Genomic DNA, 12,746 nt, shown 5'->3' with positions numbered 1-12,746 from the left:
GGTAATTAACGCTCTAAAACGATTAGCGTTCTTGCGGTGCTAACGCGGCCAGTTCAGCGCGCAGTTCGTCGCTCAGAGTGTCGTCCTTAAGAATGTTCTCCAGTTCGCGGCGGAAGGTCGCGTTATCCAGCAGATTGGATTTAAGATCGCGCAGCAGATTGCGCATTGCCAACAAGGCGCGCAGTTGGGGGATCTGACGGGCGACCTGCTCCGGCTCAAAGTCTTTCATATCCCGGAAAGACAGTTCGACAGCAGTGTCGCTGTGGTCATCAGCCAACGTGTCAGGCACCGCCAGTTTGAGGCTGGGCTCGAATTCGGCCAGTACGCTGTTGAAATTGTTCTTGTTGATGTCGATTTTGCCGCGCTCAGACAACGGACGATGCTCAGTGCCGTTACTGTAATCGCCCATCACCATCAGCTTAAGCGGCAACTCCACTTTCTTCTGCGCGCCGCCCGTATGTAGATCTAACTTGATGTTAATACGGGCTTTGGGGATCTCGGACTGATAGGAATTTGACATGACTATTGGCTATCCCTGTTCAATTGAATAACAGAACTCGTCAATACCATATGAAATTAATAAAAATGGCTAACCCTGCCTAATAAAAATCCCTTTCCACACCAACGGGGAAAATAAAAATGGGAGAAAACAAGCGAGCACATTCATTCACAATGATGGTATGACGCAGCGTTTTTAGAGTATTAATCCGGAAAATTAAATTTCAGACAAACCCTAGTCCAAGCAGTGTAAAAACTTTAACAGTATGATTGAAATTGAATTAATGTTACAAAATATTTCTCAACATAATTTTAATCACAAAATATCATTTTGCTGATTTATAAGAACTTTCTCAAAAACAACCTTGTAAAGCACGTGGAGTAAGGGTTTGTAAAATGTTAAAAATGTCTTATTTCCTACGGATACCGTAAAAGAGGTATGAAAATAAGAAATATACGAATTTAGAACTATATCGATAAAATACAAAATAAATGGATAAATTTTCGCCGACTCACAACTTGTAATTCTATTCATTCAAAAAATAAATAAATCCCACCACATCAGTTAATCATAACTAACCTGTTACCTTCTCAATTTTCACCTAGCATAGACCGCTCATTTACTTTAGACTTACCTTAAATTAGATAACCCTAAAATATAGGTCTATGACAGACACCCAACTCACTTTGTTGCAAGACAGCGCCCTTCAAGCGACAAAGATTCTCAAGTCGATGAGCAACCCTCATCGGTTATTGATTCTTTGCATGCTCATTGATTCACCCGGTACTTCTGCTGGTGACCTTAGTCAATTGACAGGATTAAGCCCGTCCGCAACCTCTCAGCATCTGGCGCGGATGAAGGGGGAAGGTCTCATTGAATGCGCTAGAGATGCGCAAAGGATGAATTACTTCATCAAAAATGAAGCTGTTAGGAAAATCATTTCAACGTTAAAGGACATCTACTGCCCTGAGGATCTCAAATGACAACACAATCCGTTACCCCAGCAGAAGTACGAGAGCTTATGGCGAAGGGCGCGGTTCTGGTTGATATCCGCGAACCTGCCGAGTTTTTGCGTGAGCATATTCCCGGAGCCACTTCACTTCCTCTCTCTGAGATCGTCGCAGGCAAAAATGTTGCTGGCTTATCGGCGCAGCATCCGATCATTTTTCACTGCTTAGCCGGTTCTCGCACAACTCAAAATGCGGATACGCTCATCAAAGCAGCAGGCTCTGCGCCGGTATTGTTACTATCAGGCGGGATTAACGCTTGGAAAAGTGCCAATCTCCCGACGGTCGAAGATAAAAAGCAGCCGCTGCCTATCATGCGACAAGTTCAGATCGCAGCTGGCTCGTTGATTATTATTGGCGTGTTATTAGGATATACCGTCGATACCCGCCTATTTTTACTCTCCGGATTTGTCGGTGCGGGTTTACTCTTTGCGGGTTTAAGCGGCTGGTGTGGAATGGCGATTTTGCTTGCCAAAATGCCGTGGAATAAGGTTAAGAATTAAACATCGATAAAGGAATTTTTATGGCTCAAAATATTTACGATAACCAAAGATTTTTCGACGGTTATGCGCAACTCAGCCGCTCAGTACAGGGTTTAGATGGCGCACCAGAATGGTCTACCATTCGCAGCATTTTGCCCAATCTGCAAGGGAGTAATGTGGTTGATCTCGGTTGTGGTTACGGTTGGTTTTGCCGAGCGGCGCGCGAGCTCGGTGCAGCACAAGTATTGGGCATGGATGTATCGGAAAAGATGCTGAATAAGGCCCAAGCCATGACTCAAGATCCCGCCATTGAATACCGTCGGCAAGACCTAGAGTTATTATCGTTATCGGCAAAAACCTATGACCTCGCCTACAGCTCACTGACGCTGCACTATATTGAGGATTTAGCAAAACTGTTTGCCACTATTTATCAGGCGTTGGTTAGTGGTGGGCAATTTATTTTTACCGCAGAACATCCGATTTATACCGCTCCTCAGCAACAAGAATGGCTATCGGATAAAGATGGGCAAAAGTCTTGGCCGGTAAATCACTACCAGCAGGAAGGTCAACGTGTCTCTAACTGGTTAGCCGAAGGCGTGATCAAACAGCACCGCATGTTAGGGACTTATATTAATCTGTTAGTACAACAAGGCTTCATCATTACCTATTTAAACGAATGGGGTCCATCCGCTCAACAAATTGCACAAAACCCAGCGCTCGATGAAGAAAAAGAACGCCCGATGATCTTTATCCTCGCCGCACAAAAACCAACGAAATAAACTGACCTTATTTTTAAATTCAATATTGGGGAGGCTACCTCCCCCAACCCAATCCAGCTCAACCTACTCAAAAAAGTGCTGTATCTCACATCATTACTAGCGAAATAGCCACCATTGTCTATTATTTAAACAGATGGGCAATATAACTTCGACAGTGGCTAAGGAGTCCCCCATGAGTGACGACTCAAAAGATGGCGTTATTCTGCTCTCCAGAATACTGCTTATGATTTTGTTTATTATATTTGGTTGGTTAAAACTGACGAATTTTTCTGGAACGGTAACGGCAATGGAAGGCTATGGCACACCGATGCCCTATCTGGCAGCTATTGTTTCTGTGGTTGTTGAATTTGTTTTCGGCATTGCACTTATTGTCGGGTTATTTACCCGCCCTATTGCGGTGATATTCGCCGTGTATGTTTTAGGGACTGCGATTATCGGTCATCCCTATTGGAATATGACTGGCGCAGAAATGATGGGTAATGAAATCAATTTTTATAAAAATTTCAGCATTATTGGTGGGTTACTGTTGTTGGCTATCACTGGAGCAGGACGCTACTCTTTAGATAATAAACTGTTCAATAAATAAAATATGCAGCCAGTGGTATTCACTTTAGCCACTGGCTTTTTTATTTAACGGCTGCGTTTAGCGTGGCGCTCGAAATTATCTGCTTTCGCCTCTGCCGATTTACGTAAGGTCACATAGCAAGCACCCTCACCGCCTTCATGTGGCAGCGCACGACAAAACGCCTGTACCTGTTCAAGTTGCATCAACCATTTGGCCACGTAACTACGTACAATATTTGAATGGCTTTCATCTTCACGCCCGCGACCATGCACAATCAACAGCGAACGCAGGTCGTCTTTTTCCGCTTGAATAATAAAACGGAACAATTCCTGTCGGCAGTTTTCTACCGAACGCTTCAACAAATTCAGGCTGGCTTGCGGCGTATAACGTCCATGGCGCAGTTTATCTAACACGCCTTGTTGGATGCCTTCTGCTTTATATTCCAACGACACATCACAAGGAATGATGTCGAGAAAGTCGGTGCTGAGGAAATTATCCAATTTCAGCGCTTGTGCTTCACGGCGAGCGTTTTTATCGACGCCATCTTGCGGCTTCAGATACAGCGTCTGTTGCCCCGACGCTAACGGCGTCACTCCCGCCATTTCTTGTTCAAAAAAATCTTTTTCTTCGTTGCTCATCGCGCATCACTCTTAGACTAAAGGAGCCTTCTGCTACGGGGAATAGTGATGATTGTAAAACGCTGTGGCTGGGTTGCAAGCCACGATTTGTCGATCAAGATTGTCTACAATTCTCACCAACGGGTGAGCTTCTGAGCAGTTTTAGTTATACTGCCCACCATTATTGAGCGCCGCAAAGGATCTAGCCCATGACAATGCGCGAACTGGATATCCAGTTTCAGAATGCAATGAATGAGTTGCAAACCAGTTTTGAAAAGCAGCACTACGAATGGCAGCAAAGCTACCAGGCACTGCAACAATTACTGGTCGAGTCCCAACAGCGTGAAGCCGCTTTGCGGGCGCAGAACGAACAACTTGCCCGCAAACTGACGACCGCTAATTCGGTGCCTGAACAGCATGCCTTAGTGAAACAGATCAAAATGCTAGGGGCACATCTGGATGCGCTGGCAAAAGACGCGGCAACGTTCAATCACCATCTGCAACAGCGGGTAGCGACCAATTTTAGCGGCGAACAGTCCTGAACCTGCCCATCACGATTCGGCGCTGCGCGCAGCGCCCCAACAGTGTAAGACATCATAAATGACGTGGATCATCATCGCCGTACTGATCGTGGTTTTTATTATTGGTTATCGTATTCTGACTTCCGACACCCGCAAGGCCATTGATTCACTGGCACGCCTGCTGAAAGTCAAACCTATGCTGATCGAATCGATGATTCAGGAAATGGGCAGCCGCAACAGTCAGACCTTTATCCGCATGTTGAACAACGGCTATACCGAGGAAGTGCACAAGGCCGCCTATCTGCTGTTTATTTACATCACATTTATCAAACAGGCCGATGATGGGCAGATTGGCCTGTGGCGTGACACGCTGATCCGCGCCGGGTTATCGCCAGAATTACACGCAGAGCACACCGAAGCCGCACTGTTTTACTTTGCCGATCTGGAGTTAGATGCTTTTGAATTGGCGCAATTCCGTCGCGCCTATAACGAACGCTTTAACAGCGAAGCTATCAGTCAGTGGTGAGGTTGTCCCCCTTAACCGGGGGATAACATAACTTACAGGTACATACCGTAAAGGAAGCGAGAAAGTGCCTCGCGCGAGCTAAACCCGTGTGGGATACCGTAACGCATCGTTGGCGCATCCGCGCTGAGATCCAAAGGGAACTCACGATATTGCTCACTGGTGCGAATCGGCGCTGTGGGAGTCGCAAAATGAATACTTCTTTCTTTCAACGCGGGGTGGATCACCAACGCCATTCTTCCCATACGCGCTTCCCGGTTCACATAGACATAATGTTCATCTTTGCGATAACCGTAAGACTGATCGGTAACAAAATCACGCGTAAAGCCGGTACTTTCCAACACTTTAGCCACTTCATCCGGCCGTAAATACATCATTTTCTCCTCTGTTTCTGGACTACAGCACAACTTTTACCGCAATCAGAGAAGGAAATAATAGCGTTAACCCTAGGGATCCTTACTTCGGAATAATCCTGAACTATCCATTATTCTGATTTTTTCATCTTATTTTGGCGTAAATAGCAAAAAGCACCTGGGGGGAGCCAAGTGCTTTTTATTATTGCGAAGCGGTTTTCAGCCTCGCGCATTCACAGCATTAAGCGGCTGGGGTAACGGCTTTCTTGCTAGATTTTTTGTGTTTCTTAGCGGCTTGCGCTTTCTGAGCCGGTGCTTTTTTGCTGGCTTTCTTAGCTTTTGCAGCCTGAGCTTTTTGCTCTGGCGCTTTCTTAGTGGCTTTGTGCGTCGCTTTTTTATGATGAGTGGTTTTAGCTGGTGCTTTTTGAGCTACTGGTGCAGTTGCTGCCGGAGCAGTTGTTGGTGCTTGAGTTGCAGTTTCAGCAGCAAAAGCAACAGAAGACAGACCCATGGTAGCAGCAACGATCAGAGCGATAACTTTTTTCATCTTTAATTCCTCAGCATGTTTTTTCAGTTGACCCCAGAAGAGCCGTTGGACAGATAGTAGAAGAAACAGGGTTGAGGCTTCAGTGAGTGATTGGTTTCGCTAAGTAACCAAATGTACATCACGGTTTTTTTGTCACCATTGTGTATAAAATAGGCTATAGTTTTTATAACTCATTCTGCTGGAACGTATTACTACGTTCCGCCGAGTCGGCGTTAACACCCCTTGTAGTCATAAAGAGAAAACAAGCAAATGTGCGTCTGACCCACGGGAAACCGTGGGTCGTTTGCTTTTTATACATTGAACGCTGTAGCCAACCTAACAACCGCCTTTTCAGCTTCATCGGCATGGGTAAAATTAGCAAACCCCATCAACAACCCCTGTTCAGTGCGCTCTTTTGTTTGCCAATGGTTTAATGCCTGCATCGCCAGCCCTTGCTGCCAGGCTTTTTCCGCTAACTCGCTATCTTGCCAGCCCGGTTTTAATCGCGTCAGTAACTGAATGCCGCCCGCCTGTGGCGCTACGGTCAGAATGTCCCCCAGATGATGCTCAAGAGCGGCCACCAGCCACTCACGCCGCTCGCGATATAACGGCCGCATTCGTTTCAAATGGCGGTAAAAATGCCCTTGTTGGATAAATTCGGCCACGCTGGCTTGTATCAACGGCGGGCAACCAGAAATTCGCAGGCGGCAACTTTGTTCAAACGCAGCAACCTGCGCTACCGGCACCACCAGATAAGCCAACCGTAACGCCGGGAACAGCGCTTTGCTAAAGGTTCCGGCGTACAGCACCCGCCCCTGACTATCGAGACTTTTTAGCGGTGGTAACGGTTTTCCCTGATAGCGAAACTCACTGTCGTAATCATCTTCAACAATCCAGCCGTTATGTTGTTGCGCCCAGTCCAACAATGCCATTCGACGTGGCAAACTCAAAGATACACCCAGCGGGCTCTGATGAGTCGGCGTTAATACCGCCATACGCGCCGTCAATGGCGCAGCGGCAATATTCATCCCTTCGGCATCCACCGGTACCGGAATTGTTTTGATCCCCGCAGCATGGAACAACGGCTGCGTGACCGGATAACCCGGATCTTCCAGCCACACCAGATCCCCCGCTTGTAGCAGCGTACTGATAATTAGCGTCAACAACGCCTGATAACCCGCACAGATAAACACTTGCTCCGACTGGCAACGAATTCCACGCGAGAGCAATAAATAATGGGCGATAGCCTCTTTCAGGTTGGGTAATCCACTAGCGGGAGGGTGAGCCAGCATCGCCGTGGTGGTTGAGCGTAATTGACGTGCGACGATCCGTTGCCACAGCGCACGTGGGAAAGCATCCAACGCAGGTAAACCCAATTGAAACGGCGGCATGGCTCCCGTTGGGTACAATGGAGCCGATGAACTGAGCGGTAATGTTTCGATCTCAGCCGATACATCGCGCCCCAGTACATTTTTCAGTTGAGATGACACATAAGTTCCCGCCTGCCCACGACTTTGTAAAAAGCCCTCAGCCACCAGCTGGGCATAAGCATTATCCACCGTCGCACGCGCTACGCCCAAATCACTGGCCAAGCCACGCACCGAAGGCAAACGGCTTCCCGCCACCAACGAACCTTGGGTAATCGCGTCTTTAATACGCAGATAAATCTGCCGAAAAAGAGGTTCCGCCTGTGGGTCACTCCGTAACGGGGAAGTAAAAACTTTCTGCATCTTGGCCTGGTTAAATAGTTATTTTATGGCTCTATAGCATAGACCATATTGGCTTTAGAGTAGCCACCTATTCACCTGCAATCACCACGAGGTTTTCTATGATTACGCAACGCTTGAAGTACTCAGAACTGTCCCCAGCCGCTTATAAAGGCATGTTAGCCGCGATAATGAGTCTGGATAAAAGCCCGCTCGGTAAAGGCATGTTTGAGCTGGTATTTATGCGTATTTCCCAGATCAATGGCTGCGCTTTCTGTTTGGATATGCACGGGAAGTCGGCTCGTGAGAACGGTATCAGCAACACGAAATTGGATACCTTGGCCGGTTGGCGTGTCAGTAATGATTTCAGCGAACGCGAACGCGCAGCGTTGGAATGGGCGGAGTCTGTCACTCTGATCGCAGCCACTGGCGCACCGGATAGCGCCTTTGCCGCACTACAAGATCATTTCACCGATGTAGAAATCAGCGATCTCACCTTCGCTATCAGCATCATGAACGCCTTTAACCGCTTAGCGGTCAGTATGCGTCAGTAACTCTTCCGGCCGGGAAACCGGCCTACGCTTTTTTACCCCGCGAAAAAATTTTTCCCCTCCGGTTTTCAGCCCTACCGCGGCTTCGCTCCATTAAACACAAAAACACCACATATAGTGCAGTTGATAAATTAAATATCTATATATAGTATTTATTCATCAGCCGATGACTATAGGTTGATCACACGCAGCAACGCCGTTCAATGCTCCGTTGCTGACTTTATCCGCCTTTCCCTCAACTTAAAAGGTAAATGCGAATCATGAGCATTATTATTTATAGCAAACCCGATTGTGTCCAGTGCAATGCCACTTATCGTGCTTTCGATCGCCAAGGCCTTGATTATCAAGTGATCGACCTGACGCAGGATCAACAAGCATTAAATCACGTCAAATCTTTGGGTTATCAGCAAGTTCCCGTGATTATCGCCGGGAACGATCATTGGTCTGGTTTTCGCCCTGACAAAATTGGCGCGCTGGCACAGTGAGGTAACACCATGAATCCGCTGGTCTATTTCTCCAGCAGTTCGGGGAATACCCATCGTTTTGTCGAGAAATTGGCACTACCGGCGTTGCGCATTCCGATTGCTGGAGCGCGCAACCCACTGCTGATGGAAAACCCCTATATCTTGATCGTTCCCAGCTACGGCGGTGGCAGTGCTACTGGCGCGGTACCGATTCAGGTAATTCGCTTTCTCAATAACCCACAAAATCGTGGCTATTTACGCGGAGTGATCGCCGCTGGAAATACCAATTTCGGCAGCGCCTACGGCATCGCCGGGAGCATCATCGCGCAAAAATGCCAGGTGCCTTTTCTTTACCGATTTGAACTGCTCGGCACCACACAAGACGTGACAAACGTTCGACAGGGAGTAACCCAATTTTGGCAACAACAGAACTGACCAAACCAGCATCCTGCGCACTGGATTACCATGCGCTCAACGCGATGCTCAATCTGTACGATAGCGAAGGTCGTATCCAGTTCGAACAGGATCGACTGGCTGCGCGTCAATATTTCCTGCAACACGTGAATCAGAACACCGTGTTCTTTCACAATTTGGCGGAGAAACTGCGCTATCTGGTGGATGAGGGCTATTATCAGCCGGAAGTATTGGCACAGTACGAGTTCGCATTTATCAAACGGCTGTTCCAACAGGCTTATGCCAAGAAATTCCGCTTTGAAACTTTCCTCGGCGCCTTCAAGTATTATACCAGTTACACGCTGAAAACCTTCGATGGTAAACGCTATCTGGAACGTTACGAAGATCGCATCTGCATGGTGGCGCTGACGCTGGCGGCTGGCAATACCGCGCTGGCGCAGGAGTTGGTGGAGGAAATGATTAGCGGACGCTTCCAGCCCGCAACCCCCACCTTCCTCAACTGCGGCAAACAGCAACGTGGTGAGTTGGTTTCCTGTTTCCTGCTACGTATTGAAGACAACATGGAGTCGATTGGCCGCTCGGTGAATTCCGCCTTGCAGCTTTCCAAACGCGGCGGCGGTGTGGCTTTCCTATTGACCAACATCCGTGAAGTCGGTGCGCCAATCAAACGCATTGAGAACCAATCTTCCGGCGTGATTCCGATCATGAAAATGCTGGAAGATGCCTTCTCTTACGCCAATCAACTTGGCGCACGTCAAGGTGCGGGCGCGGTGTATCTCAACGCTCATCATCCGGATATTTTGCGCTTCCTCGATACCAAGCGTGAAAACGCCGACGAGAAAATCCGCATCAAAACCCTGTCACTGGGCGTGGTGATCCCCGACATCACCTTCGAATTGGCGAAGAATAACGAACCGATGTATTTGTTCTCCCCTTACGACGTCGAGCAAGTGTATGGCGTGCCGCTGTCAGAAATCAGCGTCAGCGAGAAGTACCGTGAAATGGTCGATGACAAGCGCATCCGCAAGTCACGTATCAATGCCCGTGAGTTTTTCCAACTGTTGGCAGAGATCCAGTTCGAATCGGGTTATCCGTACATTGTGTTCGAGGATACGGTCAACCGCACCAACCCGATCGCCGGGCGTATCAATATGAGCAACCTGTGCTCAGAGATTTTACAGGTGAATAGCGCCAGCACTTATCACGATGATTTGAGTTATCAGCGCATCGGCAAAGACATTTCCTGCAATCTTGGTTCGATGAACATCGCCAAAACCATGGATGCGCCAGATTTTGCTAAAACGATCGAAACCGCGATCCGCGGGTTAACGGCAGTCGCCGATATGAGCGACATTCAATCGGTGCCGTCTATCGCCGCCGGTAACCAGGCCTCCCACGCGATTGGTTTAGGGCAAATGAATCTGCACGGCTATTTGGCGCGTGAGCGTATTTTCTATGGTTCGGAAGAAGGGATAGATTTCACTAATATTTATTTCTATGCCGTGGCTTATCACGCTCTTCGTGCATCCAACCAGTTAGCCATCGAGCGTGGCAGCGCATTTGCCGGTTTCGAGAACTCTACTTATGCCTCGGGTGAATACTTCAGTAAATATATCGAACAGCAATGGCAACCGCAGACGGAACGCGTTCGCCAGCTATTTGCTACGGCCAATATTGTACTGCCGGGGCGTGAAGAGTGGTTGGCACTGCGCCAGTCGGTGATGATGCACGGTTTGTATAGCCAGAATCTGCAGGCCGTGCCGCCAACCGGTTCGATTTCGTACATCAATAATTCGACCTCCAGCATCCACCCGATCGTATCGCGCATCGAGATCCGCAAAGAAGGCAAGATTGGTCGGGTTTATTATCCCGCGCCCTACATGACCAACGACAATCTGGACTATTACCAGGATGCCTACGAAATCGGCCCCGAGAAAATTATCGATACCTACGCCGCCGCCACCCAACATGTCGATCAAGGCTTATCACTGACGCTGTTTTTCCGCGATACCGCCACCACCCGCGACATCAATCGGGCGCAGATCTACGCGTGGCGCAAAGGCATCAAAACCATCTATTACATTCGCCTGCGCCAAATGGCGTTGGTCGGCACCGAAGTTCAGGGCTGCGTGTCCTGCTCGCTGTGAGGAGTTTTATGAAAGCCATCAATTGGAACATCATCGAAGATGATAAAGATTTAGAAGTATGGAATCGCCTAACCGCCAACTTCTGGTTGCCAGAAAAGGTGCCGCTGTCGAACGATATTCCTTCTTGGAACCAGCTGACCGCGCAAGAACAGCAACTGACGATCCGTGTGTTTACCGGGTTAACGCTGTTAGACACCGTGCAAAATACCGTTGGCGCGCCGGCGTTAATGGTTGATGCCATCACACCGCACGAAGAAGCGGTGTATTCCAATATCAGTTTCATGGAGGCGGTTCATGCACGTTCTTATAGCTCGATTTTTTCCACGCTTTGCCAAACCCGTGACGTAGACGATGCTTATCGTTGGAGCGAGGAAAATAGCACCTTACAGAAGAAGGCCAACATCATTTTGGCGCATTACCGCAGTGACGATCCGTTGATGAAAAAGGTTGCCAGCGTGTTTCTCGAGTCTTTCCTATTCTATTCGGGTTTTTATCTGCCGATGTACTGGTCGAGCCGCGCCAAACTGACCAACACCGCTGATCTGATCCGCTTGATCATCCGCGACGAAGCGGTACACGGATATTACATCGGCTACAAGTTCCAGAAAGGTTTGGAGAAGGCCGATGCCGCACGCCGTCAACAAGTCAAAAATTTCGCCTTCGATCTATTACAGGATTTGTACGATAACGAAGTGCGTTACACCGCCGAGCTATACGACAGTGTCGGTTGGACCGAAGAGGTAAAAACTTTTCTGCACTACAATGCCAACAAGGCATTAATGAATCTGGGCTACGAAGCGCTATTTCCACCCGCAATGGCGGCAGTGAACCCAGCGATTTTGTCAGCATTGTCGCCAAATGCCGACGAAAACCACGACTTTTTCTCCGGCTCTGGCTCGTCGTATGTGATGGGAAAAGCGGTCAATACCGAAGATGAGGATTGGGCATTTTAAATCCGCGCTGAGTGGTCATGACACATGCATGACCACTTAATGGCCCAGTTCTTTTTGGCTACGGATGGCTAATACGAATATCGTATCGATGTCAGTCACATAGCGATATAAAGCCAGATAGCCACGCGATTGCTGACCAATCACCAACTCACGCTTCCCTAATTTTGCTGGTCGGCCAATTAGTGGATTAAACTCTAGCACCGCGATGGCTTGCAGAATTTCCTGAATCCGAGCATTCGCATCAATGACTTCGTATCGCGCCAGATGTTCGAGAATACGCTCGATATCATCCATGACTTCAGGCGCTAACTCGATTTTCGCCATTTATCGCCCCAATTTTTTTGCCACGGGTTTAACGACATGAGCATTACCGGAGATCTGATTCTCTAGATAATTACGCATCTCATCCCAAGCGATCGTCTTCCCCGTCGCCACAATGGTGGCGTAACGTTTTTCGGCTTCCGCATCAAAATCAGCACGTAATTCTTCCTGTACCGTCTTTTCCGCAATGGCTTGCAAAATAAAATTGTGTGAGGTGACACCAGCCAGATCGGCAGCGGCGGCAACCCTCGCTTTGAGTTCATCAGACAAGCGGATGGTAGTAGTCGACATAATTCACTAGCCTCGGTGATAAACAAA

At 48.3% G+C, this 12,746-nt stretch carries 18 protein-coding genes; 11 read left to right on the top strand and 7 right to left on the bottom strand.

The annotated features are described in order from the left end of the window. Nucleotides 1-22: 22 nt before the first annotated feature. Nucleotides 23-520, bottom strand: a complete 498-nt coding sequence (tssB, locus tag AC3ISQ_RS05530; RefSeq protein WP_489351278.1) for a type VI secretion system contractile sheath small subunit — start codon at nucleotides 518-520, stop codon at nucleotides 23-25. 644 nt (nucleotides 521-1,164) lie between these two features. Between tssB and AC3ISQ_RS05525 the strand changes: the two genes are divergently transcribed. From AC3ISQ_RS05525 to AC3ISQ_RS05510, 4 genes are all read left to right on the top strand, one after another. Next, nucleotides 1,165-1,482 (top strand): ArsR/SmtB family transcription factor, encoded by a 318-nt coding sequence (locus tag AC3ISQ_RS05525; RefSeq protein ID WP_489351276.1) that lies wholly within the window; start codon nucleotides 1,165-1,167, stop codon nucleotides 1,480-1,482. After that, nucleotides 1,479-2,009 carry a rhodanese family protein gene (locus tag AC3ISQ_RS05520; RefSeq protein ID WP_489351274.1) on the top strand — a complete coding sequence of 177 codons (531 nt, stop codon included), beginning with the start codon at nucleotides 1,479-1,481 and terminating at the stop codon, nucleotides 2,007-2,009. The genes AC3ISQ_RS05525 and AC3ISQ_RS05520 overlap by 4 nt, the downstream gene beginning before the upstream one ends. 20 nt (nucleotides 2,010-2,029) lie before the next feature. Continuing rightward, complete coding sequence (locus AC3ISQ_RS05515) at nucleotides 2,030-2,767, top strand: class I SAM-dependent methyltransferase (protein ID WP_489351272.1); 738 nt, start codon at nucleotides 2,030-2,032, stop codon at nucleotides 2,765-2,767. 172 nt (nucleotides 2,768-2,939) lie between these two features. Beyond that, nucleotides 2,940-3,353 carry a DoxX family protein gene (locus AC3ISQ_RS05510; RefSeq protein WP_489351270.1) on the top strand — a complete coding sequence of 138 codons (414 nt, stop codon included), beginning with the start codon at nucleotides 2,940-2,942 and terminating at the stop codon, nucleotides 3,351-3,353. Between the two features lie 44 nt (nucleotides 3,354-3,397). Here the strand turns inward: AC3ISQ_RS05510 and smrA are convergent, their stop codons facing one another. Continuing rightward, nucleotides 3,398-3,970, bottom strand: coding sequence for a DNA endonuclease SmrA (gene smrA, locus AC3ISQ_RS05505; protein WP_489351268.1), 573 nt, complete (start codon nucleotides 3,968-3,970; stop codon nucleotides 3,398-3,400). 188 nt (nucleotides 3,971-4,158) lie between these two features. Between smrA and AC3ISQ_RS05500 the strand changes: the two genes are divergently transcribed. Both AC3ISQ_RS05500 and AC3ISQ_RS05495 read left to right on the top strand, forming a co-directional pair. Further along, entirely contained in the window at nucleotides 4,159-4,491 is a 333-nt protein-coding gene (locus AC3ISQ_RS05500) for an MbeD/MobD family mobilization/exclusion family protein (protein ID WP_489351266.1), read from the top strand. A 58-nt stretch (nucleotides 4,492-4,549) separates the two neighbouring features. Further along, complete coding sequence (locus AC3ISQ_RS05495; RefSeq protein ID WP_489351264.1) at nucleotides 4,550-4,996, top strand: DUF1198 family protein; 447 nt, start codon at nucleotides 4,550-4,552, stop codon at nucleotides 4,994-4,996. 32 nt (nucleotides 4,997-5,028) lie between these two features. Here the strand turns inward: AC3ISQ_RS05495 and AC3ISQ_RS05490 are convergent, their stop codons facing one another. The 3 genes from AC3ISQ_RS05490 to pdxR all read right to left on the bottom strand — a co-directional run bounded on the left by AC3ISQ_RS05490 (nucleotide 5,029) and on the right by pdxR (nucleotide 7,602). After that, the gene (locus tag AC3ISQ_RS05490) at nucleotides 5,029-5,367 is read right to left on the bottom strand and encodes a DUF2002 family protein (protein ID WP_489353143.1); all 339 of its coding nucleotides are present in this window, start codon (nucleotides 5,365-5,367) and stop codon (nucleotides 5,029-5,031) included. A 220-nt stretch (nucleotides 5,368-5,587) separates the two neighbouring features. Further along, entirely contained in the window at nucleotides 5,588-5,893 is a 306-nt protein-coding gene (asr, locus tag AC3ISQ_RS05485) for an acid resistance repetitive basic protein Asr (RefSeq protein ID WP_489351262.1), read from the bottom strand. A 290-nt stretch (nucleotides 5,894-6,183) separates the two neighbouring features. Further along, nucleotides 6,184-7,602, bottom strand: a complete 1,419-nt coding sequence (gene pdxR / locus AC3ISQ_RS05480; protein WP_489351260.1) for a MocR-like pyridoxine biosynthesis transcription factor PdxR — start codon at nucleotides 7,600-7,602, stop codon at nucleotides 6,184-6,186. Between the two features lie 98 nt (nucleotides 7,603-7,700). Here pdxR and AC3ISQ_RS05475 point away from each other — a divergent pair, with 98 nt between their 5' ends. The 5 genes from AC3ISQ_RS05475 to nrdF all read left to right on the top strand — a co-directional run bounded on the left by AC3ISQ_RS05475 (nucleotide 7,701) and on the right by nrdF (nucleotide 12,107). Next, a complete protein-coding gene (locus tag AC3ISQ_RS05475) occupies nucleotides 7,701-8,132 on the top strand; it encodes a carboxymuconolactone decarboxylase family protein (RefSeq protein WP_489351258.1) in 432 nt (143 codons plus the stop codon). A 257-nt stretch (nucleotides 8,133-8,389) separates the two neighbouring features. Then, the gene (gene nrdH, locus AC3ISQ_RS05470; protein WP_489351257.1) at nucleotides 8,390-8,614 is read left to right on the top strand and encodes a glutaredoxin-like protein NrdH; all 225 of its coding nucleotides are present in this window, start codon (nucleotides 8,390-8,392) and stop codon (nucleotides 8,612-8,614) included. Nucleotides 8,615-8,623: 9 nt separating this feature from the next. Beyond that, nucleotides 8,624-9,028, top strand: coding sequence for a class Ib ribonucleoside-diphosphate reductase assembly flavoprotein NrdI (gene nrdI, locus AC3ISQ_RS05465; RefSeq protein WP_489351255.1), 405 nt, complete (start codon nucleotides 8,624-8,626; stop codon nucleotides 9,026-9,028). After that, nucleotides 9,010-11,154 (top strand): class 1b ribonucleoside-diphosphate reductase subunit alpha, encoded by a 2,145-nt coding sequence (gene nrdE, locus AC3ISQ_RS05460; RefSeq protein WP_489351253.1) that lies wholly within the window; start codon nucleotides 9,010-9,012, stop codon nucleotides 11,152-11,154. Before nrdI ends, nrdE begins: the two co-directional genes overlap by 19 nt. Before the next feature lie 8 nt (nucleotides 11,155-11,162). Then, nucleotides 11,163-12,107: a class 1b ribonucleoside-diphosphate reductase subunit beta gene (gene nrdF, locus AC3ISQ_RS05455; RefSeq protein ID WP_489351251.1), complete on the top strand. Its 945-nt coding sequence runs from the start codon at nucleotides 11,163-11,165 to the stop codon at nucleotides 12,105-12,107. 36 nt (nucleotides 12,108-12,143) lie between these two features. On the opposite strand, the gene AC3ISQ_RS05450 is transcribed toward nrdF, so the two are convergent. After that, a complete protein-coding gene (locus AC3ISQ_RS05450) occupies nucleotides 12,144-12,431 on the bottom strand; it encodes a type II toxin-antitoxin system RelE/ParE family toxin (protein ID WP_489351249.1) in 288 nt (95 codons plus the stop codon). Then, nucleotides 12,432-12,719 carry a CopG family transcriptional regulator gene (locus tag AC3ISQ_RS05445; protein WP_489351247.1) on the bottom strand — a complete coding sequence of 96 codons (288 nt, stop codon included), beginning with the start codon at nucleotides 12,717-12,719 and terminating at the stop codon, nucleotides 12,432-12,434. Nucleotides 12,720-12,746: the final 27 nt, after the last annotated feature.

This window comes from Serratia sp. KH_031 (genome assembly GCF_057839655.1).
This window is presented reverse-complemented; position numbering and strand designations above follow the sequence as displayed.